The organism is Pseudomonas sp. 14A (assembly GCF_018132745.1).
Lineage (GTDB): Bacteria > Pseudomonadota > Gammaproteobacteria > Pseudomonadales > Pseudomonadaceae > Aquipseudomonas > Aquipseudomonas mercuritolerans.
This window is the reverse complement of the sequence record NZ_JAGRQJ010000014.1, coordinates 315050-338541: the sequence shown is the minus strand read 5'-3', so window position 1 is coordinate 338541 and position 23492 is coordinate 315050. Positions and strand designations below refer to the sequence as shown.

At 61.4% G+C, this 23492-nt stretch carries 18 protein-coding genes; 6 read left to right on the top strand and 12 right to left on the bottom strand.

Annotated features, from left to right (window positions below; translation table 11 throughout):
- Nucleotides 1-197: 197 nt before the first annotated feature.
- From PS14A_RS16215 to mnmH, 3 genes are all read left to right on the top strand, one after another.
- On the top strand, nt 198-1307 hold the full coding sequence (locus PS14A_RS16215; RefSeq protein WP_212616734.1) for a hypothetical protein: 1110 nt from the start codon (nt 198-200) through the stop codon (nt 1305-1307).
- Nucleotides 1308-1480: 173 nt separating this feature from the next.
- The gene (selD, locus tag PS14A_RS16210) at nt 1481-2515 is read left to right on the top strand and encodes a selenide, water dikinase SelD (protein WP_024013506.1); all 1035 of its coding nucleotides are present in this window, start codon (nt 1481-1483) and stop codon (nt 2513-2515) included.
- The gene (gene mnmH / locus PS14A_RS16205; RefSeq protein ID WP_212616733.1) at nt 2515-3618 is read left to right on the top strand and encodes a tRNA 2-selenouridine(34) synthase MnmH; all 1104 of its coding nucleotides are present in this window, start codon (nt 2515-2517) and stop codon (nt 3616-3618) included. The genes selD and mnmH overlap by 1 nt, the downstream gene beginning before the upstream one ends.
- 109 nt (nt 3619-3727) lie before the next feature.
- Here the strand turns inward: mnmH and PS14A_RS16200 are convergent, their stop codons facing one another.
- Nucleotides 3728-4402, bottom strand: a complete 675-nt coding sequence (locus tag PS14A_RS16200) for a hypothetical protein (RefSeq protein WP_041477219.1) — start codon at nt 4400-4402, stop codon at nt 3728-3730.
- Nucleotides 4403-4684: 282 nt separating this feature from the next.
- Between PS14A_RS16200 and PS14A_RS16195 the strand changes: the two genes are divergently transcribed.
- Complete coding sequence (locus PS14A_RS16195) at nt 4685-5383, top strand: glutathione binding-like protein (RefSeq protein ID WP_073471373.1); 699 nt, start codon at nt 4685-4687, stop codon at nt 5381-5383.
- Between the two features lie 252 nt (nt 5384-5635).
- Nucleotides 5636-6610, top strand: coding sequence for a porphobilinogen synthase (hemB, locus tag PS14A_RS16190; protein WP_212616732.1), 975 nt, complete (start codon nt 5636-5638; stop codon nt 6608-6610).
- 124 nt (nt 6611-6734) lie between these two features.
- Here the strand turns inward: hemB and PS14A_RS16185 are convergent, their stop codons facing one another.
- Both PS14A_RS16185 and PS14A_RS16180 read right to left on the bottom strand, forming a co-directional pair.
- Nucleotides 6735-8264, bottom strand: coding sequence for an FAD-dependent oxidoreductase (locus PS14A_RS16185; protein ID WP_212616731.1), 1530 nt, complete (start codon nt 8262-8264; stop codon nt 6735-6737).
- 332 nt (nt 8265-8596) lie between these two features.
- Nucleotides 8597-10801: a TonB-dependent siderophore receptor gene (locus PS14A_RS16180; RefSeq protein ID WP_130909703.1), complete on the bottom strand. Its 2205-nt coding sequence runs from the start codon at nt 10799-10801 to the stop codon at nt 8597-8599.
- A 266-nt stretch (nt 10802-11067) separates the two neighbouring features.
- On the opposite strand from PS14A_RS16180, the gene PS14A_RS16175 reads away from it, so the two are divergent.
- Nucleotides 11068-12150, top strand: a complete 1083-nt coding sequence (locus PS14A_RS16175; RefSeq protein WP_130909704.1) for a DUF1615 domain-containing protein — start codon at nt 11068-11070, stop codon at nt 12148-12150.
- 70 nt (nt 12151-12220) lie between these two features.
- Here the strand turns inward: PS14A_RS16175 and PS14A_RS16170 are convergent, their stop codons facing one another.
- The 9 genes from PS14A_RS16170 to PS14A_RS16130 form a co-directional block, all read right to left on the bottom strand.
- A complete protein-coding gene (locus tag PS14A_RS16170; RefSeq protein WP_137214722.1) occupies nt 12221-12622 on the bottom strand; it encodes a hypothetical protein in 402 nt (133 codons plus the stop codon).
- 132 nt (nt 12623-12754) lie between these two features.
- The gene (locus PS14A_RS16165) at nt 12755-13447 is read right to left on the bottom strand and encodes an anti-sigma factor (protein WP_016775384.1); all 693 of its coding nucleotides are present in this window, start codon (nt 13445-13447) and stop codon (nt 12755-12757) included.
- Nucleotides 13444-13971, bottom strand: coding sequence for a sigma-70 family RNA polymerase sigma factor (locus PS14A_RS16160; RefSeq protein WP_212616730.1), 528 nt, complete (start codon nt 13969-13971; stop codon nt 13444-13446). Before PS14A_RS16160 ends, PS14A_RS16165 begins: the two co-directional genes overlap by 4 nt.
- 161 nt (nt 13972-14132) lie before the next feature.
- On the bottom strand, nt 14133-14654 hold the full coding sequence (locus PS14A_RS16155) for a DUF3455 domain-containing protein (RefSeq protein ID WP_016775383.1): 522 nt from the start codon (nt 14652-14654) through the stop codon (nt 14133-14135).
- A 184-nt stretch (nt 14655-14838) separates the two neighbouring features.
- A complete protein-coding gene (locus tag PS14A_RS16150; RefSeq protein WP_241662868.1) occupies nt 14839-16473 on the bottom strand; it encodes an ABC transporter ATP-binding protein in 1635 nt (544 codons plus the stop codon).
- Between the two features lies 1 nt (nt 16474).
- Complete coding sequence (locus PS14A_RS16145; protein ID WP_212616729.1) at nt 16475-17497, bottom strand: ABC transporter permease; 1023 nt, start codon at nt 17495-17497, stop codon at nt 16475-16477.
- Complete coding sequence (gene yejB / locus PS14A_RS16140; RefSeq protein ID WP_212616728.1) at nt 17497-18561, bottom strand: microcin C ABC transporter permease YejB; 1065 nt, start codon at nt 18559-18561, stop codon at nt 17497-17499. The genes PS14A_RS16145 and yejB overlap by 1 nt, the downstream gene beginning before the upstream one ends.
- 1 nt (nt 18562) lies before the next feature.
- Nucleotides 18563-20428 (bottom strand): extracellular solute-binding protein, encoded by a 1866-nt coding sequence (locus PS14A_RS16135; RefSeq protein WP_212616727.1) that lies wholly within the window; start codon nt 20426-20428, stop codon nt 18563-18565.
- Between the two features lie 226 nt (nt 20429-20654).
- A complete protein-coding gene (locus PS14A_RS16130) occupies nt 20655-23366 on the bottom strand; it encodes a TonB-dependent receptor (RefSeq protein ID WP_212616726.1) in 2712 nt (903 codons plus the stop codon).
- Nucleotides 23367-23492: the final 126 nt, after the last annotated feature.

Here is a 23492-nt window from a genome sequence, read left to right as displayed (position 1 = left end):
TTTTTGCCTGTCTGAGCGCCTTCGCGAGCAGGCTCGCTCCCACAGGGGATCGCATTGGATGCGGATGTTTCGGTTGATCTTGGCCGAGGTGGGAGACCCTCGGGGTGGCGGCCATTTCTCAGTTGTTGCTACCGGGTCGGTCAAGCAAAACCCGATGGTACTGCTGGTAGAAACTCAATACCTCGAATGGGCTGACCATGCTGAATAATCACAATGAGCCTCTTGTTGATGCGCAATGTGAGGTGATTAGAAGAGCGGGTGATGTAGAGCCGTTCCCAAGCGGAAAAACTACCTATCTCGCACCGTTGCCACTGCCCACACCGATGCCCCCTTATGGCCCACATATCGGTGAGCTCAATGATGTTTACATGGACTTCGGATTAGGCCAGCCGCAAGTTTTCATGTGGCAAATGACGTTGGGAGGGCCATTTGCTACGTCGTTCTCGGTGCTTTTTTTATTCCCAGTTATTACTGGGTTTTTGGGGATTATTTTCGGCTTTGGTCAAGAAGCTATTTGGGCGTCAATGCTTGCCATCTTCGAAGAGGCTTGCGAGAACACTGTATTTACCGGGCCTTTTACGCTGTTCATCGGCCTCGGCGTCTGGCACCACGTCCACAAAAAACGCCTCTCCCTCATTCCAACCCGCTTCAACCGCCAACGCCGCGAAGTCTGCTTCATGCCCGAAGGGGCCTCCGAACCAGTCTTCGTTCCATGGGAATCGCTCAGCGCGTGGATCATCGAAGCCAAGGGCGCCACCCAGTTCGGCATCCACCGCCAATACGGCATGGGCATCGGGTTTCACCAAGGCGAAACCCTCACCAGCCTCGAATTCCAATGCGCCGGCCTGGAGCTCGCGATCAGTCATTGGGAAGCGATTCGCGGTTACATGGAGTACGAAGTCAACGACCTCAAATCGATTCAAGACCTGCAAGACCTGCAAGGCCCGGACGACCCGCCTCACGAAGGCCTGCACACTTTCCGTAACGCCCGCGCGCGGATGCACCAGCAGATTCGTGAAGGCCGCCGCTCGCGGTTGTCGGGGTTCTTTTGGTACCTGTATCACGTCATGACTTTATGGACGCTTCCCAATCGCCTGGTCGAATGGGAAGTGCGACGTCTGGAAAGAATCGGCAAGCAGGCGCTGCCGGAAGTCATGCGCGAATGGTCCGAGCCGCTGCCCGAAGAGCAATGGGCCAAGCCCAGCGAAGAGTTGTTGCGACTGAGTGAACAAGTGCGGCGGATGCACAAGCGCCAGCCGCATCGGCCGATTACGCAGATTTTCGCTGAGGTTTGCAGGCGGGGCTGACTGGACGGTGCAGGCAGGTTCGATTGCTTTCGCGAGCGGGCTCGCTCCCACAGGAGACCACGCTACAAATGCGGGAGCGAGCCTGCTCGCGAAGGGGGCCGCTCGGTCAGGACAAAATTCTGCGCGCTCGCGCTCTGCTAGAATCCGCCCCATTCATTGCCAGAGACTCTCCCATGAGCGAGCCGATTCGTCTGACCCAATACAGCCATGGCGCCGGTTGTGGCTGCAAGATTTCCCCACAGGTGCTGGAAGTGATCCTCGCCGGTAGCGGCGCACAGAACCTCGATCCAAAACTCTGGGTCGGCAACGCATCGCGTGATGACGCGGCGGTGTATGCGATCGATGCCGAGCGCGGGGTGGTGTCGACCACCGATTTTTTCATGCCGATTGTCGATGACCCGTTCGACTTCGGCCGCATCGCCGCAACCAACGCGATCAGCGACATCTACGCGATGGGCGGCGATCCGTTGATGGCGATCGCGATTCTCGGCTGGCCGGTGAATGTGCTGGCGCCGGAAGTGGCGCGGGAAGTGATTCGTGGTGGTCGCTCGGTGTGTGACGCGGCGGGCATCCCGTTGGCGGGGGGGCATTCGATCGATGCGCCGGAGCCGATCTTCGGCCTCGCCGTCACCGGGCTTGTGGAAAAGCGCCACATGAAACGCAACGACACCGCTACCGCCGGTTGCCTGTTGTACCTGACCAAACCGTTGGGCATCGGCATCCTCACCACTGCGGAAAAGAAGGGCAAGTTGCGCGCCGCCGACGTCGGTGTCGCCCGCGACTGGATGTGCACCCTGAACAAGCCCGGCAGCCGTTTCGGCAAACTCGCCGGCGTCACCGCGATGACCGATGTCACCGGTTTCGGCCTGCTCGGGCATCTGGTGGAAATGGCCGACGGCAGCCAGTTGACCGCGCGCATCGCCTACGACCGCGTGCCGCGTCTGGACAGCGTCGAGTACTACCTCGATCAGGGCTGCGTGCCGGGCGGTACGCTGCGCAACTTCGACAGCTATTCGAGCAAGGTTGGCCGCGTGCAGGAGTTGCACAAACGCGTGCTGTGCGATCCGCAGACCAGCGGCGGTCTGCTGATTGCGGTCACGCCTGAAGGCAATGACGAGTTCCTCGGCGTTGCCGCCGAACTGGGCCTGAACCTTGCGCCGATCGGCGAACTGGTTGAGCGACAGACGAACGCGGTCGAGGTGATTTGATGCTCCGCGACTGCACCGACTACCGCGACATTTTCCTCAACGACCGGCCGATGATGGATGCCCGCGCGCCGGTCGAGTTTCACAAAGGCGCGTTCCCCGGCGTGGTTAATCTGCCGCTGATGAATGATCTGGAACGGCAGAAGATCGGTACCTGCTACAAGCAGCATGGCCAACAGGCGGCGATCGAGCTGGGCCACCAACTGGTGTCCGGCTCGGTCAAGGCCGAGCGCATCCAGGCCTGGGCCGACTTCGCCCGGGCTCATCCCGATGGTTATTTGTATTGTTTCCGTGGTGGCTTGCGCTCGCAGATCACCCAGCAGTGGTTGCGCGACGAGGCGGGCATCGACTATCCGCGCGTCGGCGGCGGCTACAAGGCGATGCGCAGTTTTTTGATCGACACCCTTGAGCAGGCCATCGCGCAGTGTGATTTTGTTTTGCTCGGCGGCATGACCGGCACCGGCAAGACCGAAGTGCTGGTGCAGTTGCGCAACGGTGTGGATCTAGAAGGCCACGCCAACCATCGCGGCTCCAGTTTCGGCAAACGTGCCACCGGGCAGCCGTCGAACATCGATTTCGAGAATCGCCTGGCCATCGACTTCCTGAAGAAGCGCGATGCCGGGATCGAGCAGTTTGTGCTCGAAGACGAGAGCCGTGTGGTCGGCAGTTGTGCCTTGCCGCTGCCGCTGTATCAGGGCATGCAGCAGTACCCGATGGTCTGGCTGGAAGATCGTTTCGAGGATCGCGTCGAACGGATCCTGCGTGATTACGTCATCGATCTGTCGGCGGAGTTTGCTTCGCTGCACGGCGAAAACGGTTTTGCCTTGTTTTCCGAACGTCTGCTGGAAAGCCTCAACAACGTACAGAAACGCCTCGGCGGTGAGCGCCATTCGCGGATGCTGGTGTTGATGGAGCAGGCGCTGGCCGAGCAGGGCCGCAGCGGCGCGGTGGATCTGCATCGCGGCTGGATCGAGGGTTTGCTGCGTGAGTATTACGACCCGATGTATGTGTTCCAGCGCGAGAAGAAGGGCGGGCGGATCGAGTTTGCCGGAGAGCGTCAGGCGGTGATCGAGTATTTGCGTGGGCGGGTGAGCCAGAAGGCTTGAGGCGCAAGCGACTGGCCTCTTCGCGAGCAGGCTCGCTCCCACAGTTGAAATGCGTTCCCCTGTGGGAGCGAGCCTGCTCGCGAAGACGCAATATCAGGCGCTACAAAACTCAGGTCGGGCAGGTGTCCTTGCCGTTATCCAGCCCCTGTTTGTAGATATGGCTCTGCAAACTGGCCTTGCCGTTGTGCCACTTCAGGGTCAGCACATACAGCGAATCGAAGTCATCGCCGGCCCAGTCATCGGTGATCTTCTGTCGCTCGCCCACTGCGTTGCCGGCGACCTTGTTGATCAGATCCGGTAGGTAGCCGTGAGACCAGGCGGTGTAGATCGTCGAGTTGTGGTACTTCTCGTCCAGCAGTTCGCGGGCCAGATCGCTGGTGTCGTTGGCGGAGAACTCGATGTTCACCGGCAGGCCGAGCTTGATCGCGGCCGGGCTGATGGTCATCAGCGGACGAATGTAGCTGTAGGAATTGTCCAGCTCGCCTTCCTCGACGTTGCGCGTCGGGTTGGCAGCGAACACGTAGTCGGCCTTGCCGAATTTTTCCGGCAGCAGGGTCGACAGGTCGATGGCGCGGTTCAGGCCCTGGCAGTTGAGCTGGCCGAGGCCGCCTTCGGGCTTTTCCGCGTGGCGCAGGAACACCAGCGTCTGCGTGCCATCCGCCGGTTGTGCGCGGCTTTCGCTGGATTCGAGGGACAGAAACAGCGCGCTGACTGCCAGCAGGGAGGGCAGGGCCACGTACGCGCGATGTTTGAAGCGTTTGGCGAAACTCATCAGGTTCGTCATCAATTCGAGGGTTCTTCAGCAAAATCGGTTAAGGCTGACAAACCTTGGCACCGCGGGCTCCCAGCACCGGGTGTTTCCCTGTCGTGAACAGCTTCCTCTGCGAGAAAGGCATAACTCTGAGTCCTGTAACGCCGTTTGGTTCGTTCCAGGCCAGTGCGCAGCACTCTAGCGGCAACCTTTGCGGGCATGCGGGCAGGATAGCGACAGGATGTTACGGTTCGTGTAGGCGCGGCGGCAGGCCTACTTTATGATCGGTTTTCAATTTGTGACTGGATGCTTCCAATGACCGATCTGTCTGCATTCCCGATTACTCAGAAATGGCCGGCGCAGTACCCGGACTGGATTCAGCTCTACTCCCTGCCGACCCCCAACGGCGTCAAAGTGTCGATCATGCTCGAAGAGATCGGCCTGCCGTACGAGCCGCACCGCGTCGGTTTCGACACCAACGACCAGACTTCGGCAGAGTTTCTCTCGCTGAACCCGAACAACAAGATCCCGGCGATCCTCGACCCGCATGGCCCTGAAGACAAGCCGCTGCCGTTGTTCGAATCCGGCGCGATCCTGATTTATCTGGCCGACAAAAGCGGCCAGTTGCTCGCTCAGGAAGGCGCGCTGCGCTACGAGACCATTCAGTGGCTGATGTGGCAGATGGGCGGCGTCGGCCCGATGTTCGGCCAGCTCGGTTTCTTCAATAAATTCGCCGGCAAGGATTACGAGGACAAGCGTCCGCGTGATCGTTATGTCGAAGAGAGCAAACGCCTGCTGAACGTGCTCAACACTCGCCTCGAAGGCCGCGACTGGATCATGGGTGAGCGCTACACCATCGCCGACATCGCTACGTTCCCGTGGGTGCGCAATCTGCTTGGTTTCTATGAGGCCGGGGATCTGGTCGGGATTCAGAGTTTCCCCAATGTCACACGGGTACTGGAGCGGTTTCTCGCGCGCCCGGCGGTTATTCGTGGGCTGACCATCCCGTCCTGACCCAATACAGTCGCCACTGTGGGAGCGAGCCTGCTCGCGAAAGCGTCGTATCAGACACCATTTTCGTTTCTGACCCAGCGCATTCGCGAGCAGGCTCGCTCCCACAGGGGGGAAATGCGCGATCAGCAGCAGGATTATTACAAGCCCGGTAACGCTCTCTTGATTGATCCAGGTTTGTCCCGCACCCGCCGCAAGGCATAAGCTTCGCCCCCTACGACTTTCGTCTCATCCGCTGTTTTCAGGAAAGGCCCCATGTCCAGTCAGTTCCCCGAAGCACGTCCCCGCCGTCTGCGCCGCAATGCGAGCCTGCGCAGTCTGTTCCAGGAAACCGAGTTCAGCCTGAACGATCTGGTCCTGCCGATCTTCGTCGAGGAAGAGATCGACGACTTCGTGCCGATCACCAGCATGCCCGGCGTGCAGCGCATTCCCGAGCGCAAACTGGCCAGCGAAATCGAGCGCTATGCCCGTGCCGGCATCAAGTCGGTGATGACTTTTGGCGTGTCCCATCATCTCGATGCCAACGGCAGCGACACCTGGCGCGAAGACGGGCTGGTGTCGCGCATGTCGCGCATTGCCAAGGACGCCGTGCCGGAAATGATCGTGATGTCCGACACCTGTTTTTGCGAATACACCGATCACGGCCATTGCGGTGTCATGCACAACCACGAAGTCGACAACGACCAGACCCTGATCAACCTCGGCAAACAAGCCGTGGCCGCCGCCCGCGCTGGGGCTGACGTGATTGCACCGTCGGCAGCAATGGATGGACAGGTACGCGCGATTCGTCAGGCGCTCGACGCCGCCGGCTTCACCCAGATTCCGATCATGGCCTACTCGACCAAATTCGCCTCGGCGCTGTACGGTCCGTTCCGCGAGGCTGGCGGCAGCGCGCTCAAGGGCGATCGCAAAAGCTATCAGATGAACCCGATGAACCGCCGCGAAGCCCTGCGCGAATCGCTGCTCGATGAACAGGAAGGTGCCGATGCGCTGATGGTCAAACCGGCCGGCGCCTACCTCGACATCATCCGCGACATCCGCCAGGCCTCGACCCTGCCACTAGCGGCGTATCAGGTCAGCGGCGAGTACGCGATGATCAAGTTCGGCGCCCAGGCCGGCGCGATCGACGAAGAGCGCGTGGTGCGCGAAAGTCTTGGCGCAATCAAGCGTGCCGGGGCGGATCTGATCTTCACTTACTTTGCGATGGATCTGGCGCTCGCCGGGATCTAAGCAACACCTTGTCCTCCTGTGGGAGCGAGCCTGCTCGCGAAAGCGATATGTCAGCCGACATCCATGTTGGCCGAGATACCGCCTTCGCGAGCAGGCTCGCTCCCACATTTTAATTTTTGGTGTGTCAGTTGAAGAACGGCCGAATGCCGTGATCGCGGAAGTAGCGTTCGATCACCTTCGGATCGGCGCTGCTATCGGCAATCGCCACATAGGTATCCGGCCGCAACAGATAAAATCCGTTGCGCCCCAAACCCGCCGTCTCAAACGCCGGGCGCCAGTCGAAGAGGTGCAGCGGCAAGTGATGTTCAGCGCACCAGGCGATCATCTCGTCGCTGGTGTCGCCGTAGACATGCACCTGCCAGCATGGCTGCCGTAGCGGTTCGAAATTATCCCCTTCGCCATCATGCGCCCACGGCAAGCGGTCGCCGCCGTGCACGTGGCCGGCTTCACCCTGGCTCAGTGGCATGCCGCGATAGTTGAGGGTGACTTGCGAGACCGTGCGAAACAGGAATTCGCGGCTCGCTTCGAACCCGGCCACTTTCGGAAGCAGAAACGGCGCCACGCGCATCCGTAGCAGATCGGCCATGCGACCCTGCGCGGTGACGAAACTGAAGACCTTGTCGGTGGTGGAGACCAGTCGGCGAGCGAAGGCGATGCGCTCGGATTCGTAGGTGTCGAGCAGCCTCGGCTCGGCGCCACCACTGAGCACGGCAGCGAGTTTCCACGCCAGATTGATTGCATCGCCAATGCCCGTGTTCATGCCCTGGCCACCGGCCGGACTGTGTACATGGGCGGCATCGCCGAGCAGAAACGCCCGGCCGTTGCGAAAGTGCTCGGCCACGCGGTGATGCACGCGGTAGGTGGAGAACCAGTGTACGTCTTCGATGTGCACTTTCAGCTGCTCGATGGCGCGGCTGCTGACGTCGACAAATTGCAGGGTTTCGGCACGCTCGGCGCGTTCGTCACGCACCGTGCCGATCAGCCGCGCACGGCCTTCGCCGGCCAGTGGGAACACCGCGAGAAAGTCCGCTTCATCCAGATCCAGATGCAGCTCGCCATTCAGTGCCGGGCCGCTGGCCGTGACATCGGCGACGTAGAAAATCTGCTGATAGGTGCCGCCGGGGAAGTCGGTGTCGAGGGCTTTGCGCACCACCGAACGGGCGCCGTCGCAACCGGCCAGATAGCAGGCCTGACAGACTTCCTGCTGGCCATCGGGCAAGCGCAGATGGGCGGTGATGGTGTCGCCGGTGTCCGTGAAGCTGTCCAGCGCGGTATTGCGCTCGACGCTGACGCCGTAGTCTTCGAGGCGCTCGAGTAGCAACCGTTCGTGCTCGTCCTGCGGGAAGATCTCGACGAAGGCATAGGGTGTCAGGCCTTCGCCGATGCGCTTGAGCGGCAGTTGCGCGACCGGTTTGCCGTGAACCCAGAAATTTGCCGCCGCGACCTGATGGCCGCGACGCACGATGGTGTCGGCCAGGTCGAGTTGGCGATACAGCTCGAGGGTGCGTGCCTGCACCGCCAGAGCACGGGAAGTGGTACCGGGGGCCGAGGTCCTGTCGATGATGCGCACGCGCACGCCGAGTTTGCTCAGCCACAGCGCCAGGACCAGACCGGTCGGGCCGGCGCCGATGATCAGCACGTCGCTGCGATTCATGGGGCTGTCCTCTTGTGGCTGTGCAGCAAGTATGGATCAGCGGGAGAGGGTGGCCAGTGTGGTCGGCCAGACGGAGTAAGGCTGCGTGGTAGTCAGGCGAGTGGGGCTGTTCGGTGTTCGGCTGAAGATGTTCGGTGTTGCCCGAATCGATCCCCCTCACCCCAGCCCTCTCCCCCAAGGGGGCGAGGGGGAAAGGGAGCCGATCTTCAAGCTTTTCAAGATTTGAGTTCGACTCGGAATATCAGGTCGGCTTCAATTGTCGAAGCAACCCGATCAGTCCCCTCTCCCTCTGGGAGAGGGTTAGGGTGAGGGGCTTTTGATCTTTCCGGCGCTTAGAAGTCGATCGTCCCCGACAACTTCGCCACTCGCGGTTCGCCCTGGGTCAGGTAGCCGCCCTGAGCCGATTCCCAGTACTTCTTGTTCGCCACGTTCTCGACGCCGAACCGCAGCGTCACGTCCTTCTCTGACACCTTGAACGCATAGCGCGCGCCCGCGTCGAAGCGGTTCCACGTCGGCAGGCTGAGGTTGTTCGCTGCGTCGGCGTATTGCCCGCCGGTGCGCAGCATCCGCGCATTCAGCGCAACACCTTGCAGGCCCGGCACGTCCCAATCCACGCCAGCGTTGAACTGGAAGGTCGGCACGCCGATGGCATGGTTACCGTCGTTGGCGCCGTTGAGGGTGTTTTTCAGTTCGGTATCCATCAGGGTCAGGCCGCTGATCAGGCGCAGGCCGTCGATCGGCTCGCCGAACACGTTCATCTCCACGCCTTTGTTGATCTGCTCGCCTTCGCGCACGTAGGTGCAGGTGGTGGCGCTGTTGATTTCGCAGTAGCCGTCGCTTGGCTGTTCGATGCGGTAAACACCGAGGCTCGCACCGTAAGTGCCCATGTCGACTTTCACGCCCAGTTCGGTCTGCTTGGAGCGTTTCGGCGCGTAGACTTCGTTGCCGTTGGTGACGCGGAAACCGCCAGAGCTGGTCGGCGAAGTCGGCCCCTGGGCCAGGCCTTCGATGTGGTTGGCGTAGAACGACACATGCTCCCACGGCTTGAACACGATGCCGTACACCGGCGTGGTGATCGACTCGTCGTAGCTCGACGAGCGCGGGCCGCTGCCGTAGCTGGCGTAGCTGTAACCCTGCACCACCAGTTGCTGGCGACGCAGACCGGCGGTGACCAGCAGGCGATCATCGAAGAAACCGAGGGTGTCGGAAATTGCCACGCTGCGGTTGAAGGTCTTGCCGACGATGCCCGGATCGTTGAGATCGCCGCCAGAGAAATTGCCGACCGGTGCCGGAGGAGTGATCGGATGGTAAATATTGTTCGAGTAGCGGGTCAGGTCGAAGTCATAAGCACTGCGCTGCTCGGCCCAGATCCCGGTCAGGCCGAAATTCAGCTTGTGGCTGACCGGGCCGGTGTTGAACTTGCCGTTGAGACCGGCCATGACGCTGGTGTTGTCCTCATCATGCGGGACGAACGAGCCAGTGGTGAACGACGCGCCGCTGTTGCCGACCAGCGTGGTCGAGTTGTACCGGCCGACTTCACGGGTGTGCTTGGCGCCACCGGCGGCGTAGGCGGTCCAGTTGTCGTTGAGGTCGTATTCGGCGCGGAGCATGCCGAAGGTGTCTTCGATGTCGGTGTAACCCCATTTCGGCGCGTAGTTGGTGTCCGCCGATGGCGCGTCCGGGATGTGCGTGGCGGTGCCGAGGTTGACCGAGCTGCGGCCACCGTTGACGCGTTCCTTCTGATAGGCAAAGTCACCGGAAACCCGCAGCGCATCGCCGCGATAATCCAGGCCGATGGCGAACAGTTTCGAGCGCTGGTTCTCGTGATCGATGCCGGTGTCGCCTTCGCGCTGCGACAGGTTGACCCGCGCGCCGAAGCGGTTGTCTTCACCGAAACGCTGGCCGATGTCGAAGTGGTGACCGATGCGACCTTCGCTGTTGATGTCGGTGGTGTAACGGCGCAGCGGCACGTCGCCGGCGCGCTTGGGTTGCAGGTTGACGCCGCCGCCGATGCCGGAACCGGTCGGGGTCACGCCGTTGATGAAAGCGTTGGGGCCTTTGAACACTTCCACGCGCTCCAGCGCATCGGTGGAAATGATCTGCCGGGGCAATACGCCGTACAGGCCGTTATAGGAAATATCATCGCCATTGAGCGGCAGGCCGCGAATCATGAAGACCTGCGCCTGGTTGGAGAAGCCCGAGGCCTGGCGCACGGAAGAATCGTTGAGCAGCACGTCGGCGACGTTTTCCGCCTGCTGATCCTGGATCAATTGCTCGGTGTAGGACGCTGCGCTGAACGGCACGTCCATCATGTCCTGATTGCCGAGCACGCCCAACTGGCCGCCGCGCGCGACCTGACCGCCAGAGTAGACCGGGGGCAGGGCGTTGGGTGTCGGGGCCTGGGCATTGACGTTGACGTCGTCGAGCACCAGCGCTTTGCTGTTGTCTTCAGCGGCGTGGGCGGTGACGGTCAGGGAGCACAGCAGAGCAAGCAAAGTCGGGCGGAACGGAGCGCCGAGTCGAGCAGAAGCGGGCATGTCGGATACCTGGAGGCGAACGGCCAAAGAAAAAATAAGGGCGGCGCGGAACTCCTTGCGCTAATGCGACTCCAGGCGCGAATGATAGGGTTTCGCAGTAACGTTTTGCAATCAGTTTGTCATCCGTAGGAGCTGCCGAAGGCTGCGATCTTTTGATCTTGATCTTGATCTGATCTGCAATAAGCAAGATCAAAAGATCGCAGCCTGCGGCAGCTCCTACGGGGGTTGTGTATGGTGTTGTGGCTAATTTGATTGGATGGAGCAACATGCGATTACTCATTACTCTCGGCGCTTTGCTGCTGCTCGCCGGTTGCGCCAGCCAGCGCAGCAACGAACCGGCGCCGCGTCCGCCGGCTGAAGTGAAGGCGGAAATCGTTCGGCTGTTGCCGGCGAAAACTGCCGACCGTCAGGGCTGGGCCACGGACATCTACGCCGCGTTCGCCGCACAGGGCATCAACACCACCACGCAGAATCTGTGTTCGGTACTGGCCGTGGCCGAGCAGGAATCGACTTTCCAGGCCGACCCTACAGTGCCCGGCCTGGGCAAGATCGCCCGCGACGAAATCGACCGCCGCGCCGCCAAGGTGCACATCCCCAGCCTGCTGGTCAGCGGCGCTCTGCAAGTGCGCTCGCCCAACGGCAAGAGCTACAGCGAACGCCTGAACGCTGCGCGTAGTGAAAAAGAGCTGAGCGCGATTTTCGACGATTTCATTGGCATGGTGCCGATGGGTCGCACGTTGTTCGGCGGGTTCAACCCGGTGCACACCGGCGGGCCGATGCAGGTCAGCATCGAATTCGCCGAGGAGCACGCCAAGGATTACCCGTACCCGGTGGACGGCACGATTCGTCGTGAAGTGTTCAGCAGGCGCGGCGGCATGTATTTCGGCATCGCCCATTTGCTCGGTTATCCGGTGAGTTACCGTGAGCCGTTGTATCGTTTCGCCGATTTCAACGCCGGCTGGTACGCCAGCCGCAATGCCGCGTTTCAGAATGCGGTCAGCCGCGCTTCCGGCATCCCGCTGACCCTGGACGGCGACCTGATTCGCTACGACTCGATCATGCCCGGCAGTACCGAACTGGCGGTGCGCACCCTCGGCAAGTCGCTGGGCATGCGCAACCCGACGATTCGCGATCAATTGGAGAAAGGCAAAACCCTGGAATTCGAAGAGACCAAACTCTATCAGCGCGTGTTCGAACTGGCGGAGCGGGCCGAAGGCAAGGCGTTACCGCGTGCGGTATTGCCGGGAATTGTGCTGCAAAGTCCGAAGATCACCCGCAAACTCACCACAGCCTGGTTCGCCAAGCGCGTGGACGAGCGCTACAAGCGCTGCATGGCCAAGGCCGGATAAAACACGCAGACATAAAAAACCCGGCTGCGGGAGCCGGGTTTCTCTGCGGTGTTGCGCTTGCAGTCATGCATCAGGCAACACGGCGTTCGATCAGACGATCAGAACCACCTTCGGCAACACGGCGCTCGATCAGACGATCCGAACCACCTTCAGCAACGCGGCGTTCGATCAGACGATCCGAGCCACCTTCGGCAACACGGCGTTCGATCAGACGATCAGAACCACCTTCGGCAACACGGCGTTCGATCAGACGATCCGAACCACCTTCAGCAACACGGCGTTCGATCAGACGATCCGAACCACCTTCAGCAACACGGCGTTCGATCAGACGATCCGAGCCGCCTTCAGCCAGACGGCTTTCGATCAGCTTGTCCGAACCGCCTTCGGCGATCAGGGTGTGCGCCGGGGTGGCGGCGAAAGCGTTAACTGCGAAAACCGAGAAAGCGATGCTGAGAAGAGTCTGGCGTTTCATGATGGTGTGCTCCGGGGTGTTGTTGGTTGGTATGGAGCTGATGTTACGCCCGGAATTTTTTATGAGAACTTCATTACCGTGATGGTGAACATCGACGTCGATGATGGTTGCGGACAACCGCGTAGCAGAGCCTCAGAGCACCTTCACCGCACGCCCGATCGCCTGAATCGGCCCGGTCGGCTTGCCAATCGGCGAGCCATTGGCGCCTTCCAGCGTCAGCTCAAACAGCTGGTTCGGTTGCAACGGCGGCAGTTTGTCCAGCGGCACCGACAACGCCTGCCCCGGCTTGACCAAGCCCAACGACACCGGCCCCGACCAGCCGTCAGCCTTGGTCCAGAACTCCAGCGCCTTGTCCGCCGGCACCTCGACCACCCCTAGCGGAATCAACTGGATCTCCCGCGCATTGCTCGCCTGAATCACCCATCCCGGCGCCTTGTCCTGCGGCGCCACCAGCACCACCAGATAACTCGGTTTCGGCGCAGTCTGCGTCAGCAGCATCGTGCCGAGGATCAATGTCGCCGCCAGCCCGGCCGCGCTCAAGCCGCGCCACAGCGGCAGCAGATTCCACCACGAGGTTAGCGGTTTCTTCACCGTCAGCCGTTCGAGACTGCGTTCGATACGAGGCCATAACTGCGCCGAGGGTTGCTGAGGTTCGGCCAGATCGGTCAGCTCCAGCAGACGTCGCTCCCATGCGTCGACTGCCGCCCGCAACTCAGGATCGTTCGGCAGGCGCCGTTGCACCTCGATGCGCTGCTCGAACGACAAGGTGCCAAGCACGTATTCGCCGGCCAGTTCATCCCGTTCCTGCGCTGATTCGCCGGTCATCCCATGCACTCCCGCAAAGCATTGAGGCTGCGCTTGATCCACGCTTTGACCGTGCCCAGCGGCGTGTCGAGGCGTGCGGAAATCTGCGCGTGGCTGTAACCGTCGACGTAGGCGTGGAGGATGCAGCTGCGGCGCTGCGGTTCCAGTTGCTCGAGGCAGCGATGAATGCGCGCCGAGTGAACATCGACCGCCTCATCAGGCGCCGCTGCCTCATGTTCTTCACTGAACGGCGTTTCCCGACTTTGCTTGCGCAACTGATTCAAGGCAAGGTGCCGGGTCACGCTGAACATCCAGCCCCGCGCCGAACCGCGCGCCGGATCGAACCCGGCCGCGCCGTGCCAGATCTTGATGAACGCCTCATGCACAATGTCCTCTGCCAGCGCCGTATCGCGCACCAGCCGCTTGGCCACGCCGAGCAGGCGCGGGCCTTCCTGCACATACAAATCGCGCAAAGCCAAACGCTCGCCCCGGGCACAGGCAGCGAGGCGGGCTTCGTAATCGAAAACGGATTCGGCTAAAGGCATGGGGTGCAATCTAGCTCACATTTCCCAAACATCCAGACGCATTGTTCCCTGTGGGAGCGAGCCTGCTCGCGAATGCGGTGGGTCAGAAAGTAATAAGGCGACTGACACTCCGTCTTCGCGAGCAGGCTCGCTCCCACAGGATTGTGCACTGCTTCCGAATATCAGTTCGCCGCCCAGAAAATATAATCCGCCTGATACTTCACCACTTCCTGCTTGCCCTTGTTCGCCATGGTGCACTCACTGCCCGGCGCGACGCCGCCCTTGAGCGCGACACGCTGGATATAGCTGACCCCGGTCATCGCGCCTTTGCCCTCGGCCGGGTTGGCCTTGACCAGTTGATAGGGCAGGTTGCCCGGGCTCGACGGTGCCACGGCCAATTGCGTGCCGGTGACTTTCGAACCGTCCTTGGCTTGCCACGTCGCTGGCGGGCCGAAATAGGTGCCGACCTGTTTGCCGCTGCGATCATTGAGCACCGCTTTCGGGCCGACAAAGGTCCACTCGGTCTGCCCGGCCATATTGGGTTTGTCGCGGCATTCGTAGGTGATCTCGCCAACCCCGGTGGTCTCCAGGGCAATCTTGTGCCCGTCCGGCACCTTGATCGCGTCGGGATAACTGCTCTGGGCGAAGGTGGTCGCGGTGAAAGCGAGCAAACCGGTGAAGCCAATCAGCTGGGTGATGTTCATCCGATGATTCTCCGAAAAGGGTAGGGCGCTGACAGCACCAGAGTGGGCTGTTACAGGGACTACCCGTGGCGGAGGCGATTGGATGCAGTGCCGGAAAAATAAATTTCAAACACCACCGATCAAACCTGTGGGAGCGAGCCTACTCCGGGCGGCGTTCCGACGAAAGCGTCGGTTCAGTCAGCTCTTATGTGACTGACGCACCGCATTCGCGAGCAGGCTCGCTCCCACAAGGCTCTCTATAAGGCTTGAGGCCCGAGGCTTTCAGTAACTCTTGGGTATACGGATGTTTCGGCGCAGCGAAAATCTCCCGCGACGAGCCTTGTTCAATCACCTTGCCATCCTTGATCACCATCAAGTCATGCGCCAGCGCATGCACCACCGCCAGGTCATGGCTGATGAACAGATAGGTCAGCCCATGCCTGATCTGCAACTGGCGCAACAATTCCACCACTTGCTTCTGCACCGTGCGATCCAGCGCCGACGTCGGTTCGTCGAGCAGGATCAGCGCCGGTTCCAGCACCAGTGCGCGGGCGATGGAGATGCGCTGGCGCTGGCCGCCGGAAAACTCGTGGGGGTAACGATGGCGGCTCTGCGGATCGAGGCCGACCTCCTCGAGCACGCGAATCACCGCTGCCTCGCGCTCGGCCTCGCTGCCGATGCCGTGGGTCAGCAAGCCTTCGGCGATGATCTGCTGCACCGACATGCGCGGGCTGAGGCTGCCGAACGGGTCCTGAAACACCACCTGAATCTGCCGGCGCAACGGGCGCATCAGGCGCTGATTGAGCAGGCTCAACTGCTTGTTGCCGAAACGGATATTGCCCTCTGATTCGACCAGTCGCAGGATCGCCTGACCCAGCGTCGACTTGCCCGAACCCGACTCGCCGACGATGCCCAACGTCTTGCCGCGTTGCAGGGTGAAACTGACCCCGTCCACCGCTTTGATGTAATCCTGCTGGCGGCTGAAGAGTTTTTTCGGCAGGGGAAACCACACCTTCAAATCATCCACTTCCAGCAGGTTGTGCTCGTACTCACTGGGCACTGGCGCGCCGCTCGGTTCAGCCTCGATCAACAAGCGGCTGTAAGGATGTTGCGGCGCTTGGAACAGCGTCTCGCAATCGGCCTGTTCAACGATCTCGCCTTGACGCATAACGCACACGCGCTGAGCGATCCGGCGCACCAGATTGAGGTCGTGGCTGATCAGCAACAGCGACATGCCGAGGCGTTGCTGCAACTCGATCAGCAGCTCAAGAATCTTCTGCTGTACGGTTACGTCCAGCGCCGTGGTCGGCTCATCGGCAATCAACAGTTCCGGCTCGTTGGCCAGCGCCATGGCGATCATCACCCGTTGCCGCTGACCGCCGGAAAGCTGATGCGGATAGGCTTTGAGTCGCTGCAACGGCTGGCGAATACCCACCAGCTCGAGCAGCTCCAGGGTCCGCGCGCGGGCGGCGCGGCCCTTGAGGCCCTTGTGGATTTCCAGCACTTCGCTGATCTGTTTTTCCACCGTGTGCAGCGGGTTCAGCGAGGTCATCGGCTCCTGGAAAATCATCGCAATGCGATTGCCGCGCAGACCACGCATCTGCTGTTCGCTGGCGTGCAGCAAATCCACGCCGTTGTAGCGAATCGCGCCGCTGCTGCTGACGTTCTTGCCCGGCAACAGACGCAGAATCGAATGCGCCGTCACCGACTTGCCCGAGCCGGATTCACCGACCAGCGCCAGACACTCGCCACGGCGGATATCCAGGTTCACACCGTGCACCACTTCCTGCCCGGCGAAGGCGACGCGCAGGTCGCGGATCTCGATTAAATGGTCTTGCATGTCAGCTCCTCGGATCAAAGGCATCTCGGCACGCTTCACCGATGAAAACCAACAAAGACAGGATCAGCGCCAGGGCAAAAAACGCCGTCAGCCCCAGCCACGGTGCCTGCAGATTGCGTTTGGCCTGGCCGATCAGTTCACCCAGCGATGCGGTGCCGGCGGGCATGCCGAAGCCGAGGAAATCCAGCGCGGTCAGGGTGGCAATGGCGCCGGTGAGAATGAACGGCAGGTAGGTGAGGGTGGAAGTCATGGCGTTGGGCAGAATGTGCCGGCGCATCAGTTCGCTGTCGGTCAGGCCCAGCGCTCGCGCGGCTTTGACGTATTCGAGATTGCGTCCACGGAGGAACTCGGCGCGCACCAAGTCGACCAGCGCCAGCCAGGAAAACAGCGCCATGATCCCCAGCAACCACCAGAAACTCGGCGAGACGAAGCCGGACAGAATGATCAGCAGATACAGCACCGGCAGCCCCGACCAGATTTCCAGGACGCGCTGCCCGAGCAAGTCGACCCAGCCGCCGTAGTAGCCCTGCAAGGCCCCGGCGAGAATGCCGATCAACGCGCTGATGGCGGTGAGGATCAGCGCGAACAGAATCGAGATCCGCGTGCCGAAAATCACCCGCGCCAGAACATCGCGGGCCTGATCATCGGTGCCCAGCCAATTGCTCGATGACGGCGGGCTGGGCGCCGGTTCGGTGAGGTCGTAGTTGACCGTGTCGTAGCTGAACGGGATCGGCGGAAACAGCATCCAGCCGCCCTGATCCTCGATCAGCTTGTGTACGTAGTTACTGGCGTAATCCGGCTGAAACGGCAGCTCGCCGCCGAAATCGGTCTCCAGATAATCGCTGAGGATCGGAAAGTAAAAGGCGTCGTGGTAGCGGATCACCAGCGGCTTGTCGTTGGCGATCAACTCGCCACCGAGGCAGATCAGGCACAGGCCGATAAACAGCCACAGTGACCAGCGCCCACGGCGGTTGGCCTTGAATTGCGCGACGCGGCGCTGGCCCAGAGGCGACAGTGTGAACATCAGGCAGTCCTCGCCGAGAAATCGATGCGCGGGTCGAGTAGGGTGTAGCAGAGGTCGCCGATCAGCTTGATCAGCAAACCGAACAGGGTGAACAGAAACAGCGCGCCGAACACCACCGGATAGTCGCGCGATACCGCCGCTTCGTAGCTCATGCGCCCGAGGCCGTCGAGGTTGAAGATGGTTTCAATCAGCAGGGAGCCAGCGAAAAACACTTCGATCAGCGCCGACGGCACGCCGGCGACCACCAACAGCATGGCGTTGCGAAACACGTGGCCGTACAGCACGCGGCGCTCGGTCAGGCCCTTGGCTCGTGCGGTGATCACGTACTGCCGGCTGATTTCGTTGAGAAAGCTGTTCTTGGTCAGGATCGTCAGCGTGGCAAAGCCGCCGATCACCAGCGACGTGACCGGCAGTACGAGGTGCCAGAGGTAGTCGCCGACCTTGCCCAATGTGCTGAGGCTGTCGAAGTTGTCCGACACCAGTCCTTGCACCGGAAACCAGTTGACGTAGCTGCCCCCGGCGAACACCACGATCAACAGAATGGCGAAGAGAAACGCCGGCATCGCATAGCCGACGATGATCGCGGTGCTGCTCCAGACATCGAAGGCGCTACCGTTCCTGATCGCCTTGCGAATGCCCAGCGGGATTGAAATCAGGTAGGTGATCAGCGTCGCCCACAAGCCCAGCGACAGCGACACTGGCAGCTTCTGCACGATCAGGTCGGTGACCTTGGCGCCGCGAAAGAAGCTGTTGCCCAGATCCAGTTGCGCGTAGTTTTTCAGCAGCAGCCACAGGCGTTCGTGCAGCGGTTTGTCGAAGCCGTAATGGTGTTTGATTTCCTCGATCAGCGCCGGGTCCAGCCCACGGCTGCTGCGCCCGGCACCGCCGACCGCCGCGACTTCGCCGCCACCGCCCATGCTGTGCCCGCCAAAGCCTTGCAGGCGGGCGATGGCTTGTTCCACCGGCCCGCCGGGCGCGGCTTGCACGATAAGAAAATTCACCACCAGAATGCACAACAGCGTGGGGATGATCAGCAGCAATCGGCGACTCAGATAACGCAGCATGTCACTGGCCTCCCGCAAGCTGAGCGCTCATCTGCTGAGTCGTCAGCGGCCTGGCCGAGACTTCCCACCAGGTGTTGAGACCTTCGTCATACGAAGGTTGCACGGCGGGCATGCCGAAGCGGTTCTGATACACCGTCGGCGTGCCTTTGGAGTAGTAGTTGGGAATCATGTAGTAACCCCATTGCAGCACCCGGTCGAGGGCGCGGGCGTAATGCACCATGGCTTCGCGGCTGTTGGCCTGGACCAGCCCGTCAATCAATTGATCGACCGCCGGATCGGCCAGCACCATCGCGTTCGAGCTGCCGACTTGCGTGGCACTTTGCGAGCCATACAGGCTGTACAACTCGCGGCCCGGGGAGACGATCGGATCGCCACTGCGCGGGAAAGCGCAGACGATCATGTCGTAATCGCGGGCGTTGAGACGGTTGATGTATTGCGCTGAATCGATGCGGCGCAGATTGAGTGTGATGCCGATCTGCGCGAGGGTGCGTTTGAACGGCAGCAGCATGCGATCGAAGCCGCCCTGACCATCGAGAAAGGTGAATTCCAGCGGCTCGCCGGCGGCGTTGACCAGACGATTGTTTTTCGCCGTCCAACCGGCTTCGCCGAGCAGCTTCAGCGCTTGCAATTGCTTGTCGCGGATGTAGCCGCTGCCATCGGTTTTCGGCGCTTCATAGACCGTGGTGAACACCTCGTCAGGAACCTTGCCGCGCAACGGTTCGAGGATTTTCAATTCCTCGGCATCGGGCAGGGTGCTGGCGGCCATTTCACTTTTGGGCCAGAAGCTGTTCTGACGCACGTAGAAGCCGCGCATCATCTGTTTGTTGGTCCACTCGAAATCCCAGAGCAGGCTGATCGCCTGACGCACGCGGCGATCCTTGAAGAACGGGTTTTGCAGGTTGAACACAAAACCTTGGGCGGCGGTGGGTTTGTGCGGCGCCAGAATGGCTTTTTGCAAGCGCCCGTCGCGCAGGGCCGGGCTGTCGTAGCCAACCACGTAACCCGAGGAAGAAAACTCGCGGTTGTAGTCGAACGCACCGGCCTGCAGCAGTTGGCGAGCGACGTCGGTGTCGCCGTAGAAATTCACCGTCAGGCTGTCGAAGTTGTACATGCCGCGACTGACCGGCAGGTCCTTGCCCCACCAGTCCGGGTCACGCTGGAAACTGATGCTGCGCCCGGCGTCGACCTTGCTCACCCGGTACGGCCCGCTGCCCAGCGGTGGCTCGAAGCCGCCGCCGTTGGCGAAGTCACGGGTTTTCCACCAGTGCTCGGGCAGCACGCGCAGCGTCGCCAGATCCAGTGCAAGGGTGCGATTGAGGTTGTTCTTGAAGGTGAAACGCACCTGCCGTGGACCTTCGACCAGCACGTCTTGCACGTCGGCATATTGCTGGCGATAACTCAGGCTGCCCTTGGTCATCAGCAGGTTGAAGGTGTAGCGCACGTCTTCGGCGGTGATGGGCGTGCCGTCGGCGAAGCGTGCCTTGGGGTTGAGGGTGAAGCGCACCCACAAACCCTCCGGATCGCGCTCGATCTGCTGCGCGACCAGAGCGTAAACCGTGTAGGGCTCATCCAGCGAACGAAACGCCAATGGCGAATACACCCAGTCATTGACCTGCACCACGGAAATGCCCTGATCGGCATACGGCGTGATGTAGTTGTACTGACCGATCTCCATCGACGCACGGCTGAGCGAACCGCCCTTGGGCGCGTCGGGGTTAACAAAATCGAAATGCTTGAAGCCGGCCGGATACTTCGGCGCCTCGCCGTACACCGTCAACGCGTGACTGCCGGCGGCCAGTGCCGAAGTGCCAGTGCACAGCAGCGCACTGCCCAGCAGCAGGCCAGCCATGTTGCGCAAAAAACTCATGAAGTCACCCTTGAAATCCCTGAAGGAACCCGGACCCCCGGTGGGAGCGAGCCCTTGTGGCGAGGGGATTTATCCCCGATCGGCTGCGCAGCAGTCGCAAGATCAATGCATGCGGTACTTCCGATGCTCCGCGTCGGCAGGTCTTGGGGGCGCTTCGCACCCCATCGGGGATAAATCCCCTCACCACAAAGGCTCGCTCCCACAGAGGGATGCGTTTTATCTCGGGTCAGAAGTGATACGTCATGCGCGCAAACAATGTCCGGCCCAGCGGGTCGGTGTAGCGCGGGTCATAGCCGCTCTGGAAGTTGTAGGCCTGGTTGGAGAACGGCGGGTTGCGGTCGAACACGTTCTTCATCCCGGCATCAACGTCGAGCACTTTGTTGAAGGTGTAACCGGCCGACAGGTCCCACACCGAATACGACGCCACCCTTGCGTGGGTCTCGCGGTCGTAATCGTTGTAACCGGTGGTGAAGCGGTTGGTCAGCGCTGCCCGCGCCGCACCCAGGCTCCAACTGCCGGTGAGGTTGTGCTTCCAGCGCGCGATCACGCCGTCTCCCTGGAAGTCGCCGACCTTGTCGGTGAACGGGCCTTTGATGGTGCTCTGGAAGTCGTACTCGTCGACATAGGTGCCTTGCAGGCCGAGACCAAACTGACCGTACGGCGTGTTCGGAAAGCGATAGTCGAGCGACACATCGACACCATTGGTTTCGACGATGCCGAGGTTGGCGTTGCCGGTAACGATGTAGTTGAGCGTGCCGTCGGCGTTGCGCACGAAGCGGTCCGGGTAGGAGCCGGCCTGATCGAACACGGTGGATTCCGGGAACGGCTGGATCTGGTTGGAGATGTGAATCCACCAGAAATCCAGACCCACCGACAGATCGCTGATCGGTTGGTAGACGAAGCCCAAGGTGACGTTGCGCGCCTTCTCCGGGGCCAGATCCTCGTTGCCGCCAATCTGGTTGAGGAATTGCTGACCGCAATCGCGCCCGCCGTTACCGCCCGGTTGCACCACACCGCCGGTACACAGCACCGGATCGTTGTAGAAACCCTGGGTGAAGGTGATGCTGCGCGGCGAATACAGTTCATACAGCGAAGGCGCGCGGAAACCTTCGCTGTAGGCGCCACGCACCACCAGCTCTTTGAGCGGCTGATAACGGAACGAATATTTCGGGTTGGTGGTGCTGCCGAAGTCGCTGTATTTGTCGTGGCGCACAGCGGCGGACAATTCAAGGCTGTCGAGCACCGGCACGTTGAGTTCGGCATAGGCGGCCTTGACGCTGCGATCACCTTCGACGCTACCGGCCGGATCGATGCCGAGGCTCTGGATGTCGCCGGCGAACGACTCGAAGTCCTGATGGAATTTCTCCTTGCGGTACTCGCCGCCCAGCGCCAGACCGGACGGACCTGCGCCGAACCAGTCGCCGATTTCACGGCTGACCCGGCCATCGAAACCGGCAACGCGGCCCACGGCGGTGGAGTAAGCGCCGTGGTACGCGGCGGCATCGATGTACTGCTGGCCGGCAGCGGTCTGCGGGCCGAACGGGTTGAGCAGACCGCTGGCCAGCCCGTCAATCATCGCCTGATCGCTGACATAGCCACTGGTGACGCTGGAGACGATTTTGTTCTGGTTGTACGAGGCGCCGACGTTGTAATCCCAACCACCCACCAGGCCGTCGAAGCTCAGCAGAAAGCGTTGGCTGGTGTTCTGGTCTTTCGATTCACGCGGGCCGGCAGCGGTTTCACGCCAGTTCACATCGACCGGCTGCGTCGGGTCTAGGGCGAAATCGGTCGGCGCCGGGGTGATGCCGTTGCCGGGGTAGTACGGCGAGGAAGAATCCAGACTCAGGCCGGTCAGTGGCGCCGGGCCGACGGCGACGGCGTTGTTGTTGCGCGACCAGAAATATTCAAGGTTGGCGTTGTGATCATCGCCGAGCTTGGCAGTGGTCTTGCCGAAGAACGAGGTCTTCTCGGTTTGCGGCACCAGGTCGATGAATTCACGGGTGCTGAAGCGGCACAAGCCGTCGCGGGCGATCAGGTTGGGGCCGTTGCAATTGCTGTTGGCCAACGGGTTGGTGGCGTTGCCGTTCTGGCTGTAGTTGCCGGGGAACGCGGTGCCGGAGGTCTGATCGAGACCGCGACCGGGCGCGTAGTCGGTGGCGAAGGAGCGGTCGTTGGCGTCGAGGTTCTGCTGCTTGTTGTAGTTGAACACGCCGAGGACGTTGAAGCGGTCTTCTTCCAGATCGCCGTAGCCCCAACTGGCGCTCATGTCCTTGGTCGCGCCGCCACCGCTGTGGGTCGGCGTTTCGCCACCGAGGGTCAACGCGCCGTCGGTAAGGGATTTCTTGGTGATGAAGTTGATCACACCGCCGATGGCGTCGGTGCCGTACAGGGCCGAGGCGCCGTCGCGCAGCACTTCCACGCGTTCGATGGCGGCAAACGGGATCATGTTCAGGTCCACCGCGCCGCCGGCCGAGTTGGTCCCCGACAGGGCATTGTTGGCCAGGCGTCGACCGTTGAGCAGCACCAGCGTCTTGTTCGCGCCGATGCCGCGCATGTCGGCAAACGACGCACCACCCGTTGCCGCGCCGACGGAGCCGGCGCTGTTGTTGATCGACTGGCTGCCGGTGATGCGCTGCACCAGTTCGGCGGTGGTGGTCACGCCCTGTTTGCGCAGCTCCTCAGCCTTGAGAATGGTGATCGGCACCGCCGTTTCTGCATCGACCCGGCGAATCGCCGAACCGGTCACTTCGACCCGTTGCAGTTGCGTGGTCGGCGCCGCCACGACAGCGGCTGCCGGCGTGGCGCTGCTGTCGTCCTCGGCCGCTTGCACGGTCCCGGCGCCCATCCCCATGGCCACCAGATACAGCGGAACGAAACGGTGGCGAGACATGGTTGCCACCAAAGGTTTGAGCGTGAAGCGTGGAGTGTTCATCAGCATGGTTGTTTCCGATTTTCAGACGTTATCGAATTGGCCTTGTGAGCCGCTCATTGCTCCGCTTCCGGTGATACCGCGCGCGGAAAACCACTTTCTTCAAGCAAGCCGATCCCCTCCGAAGACGCGTAG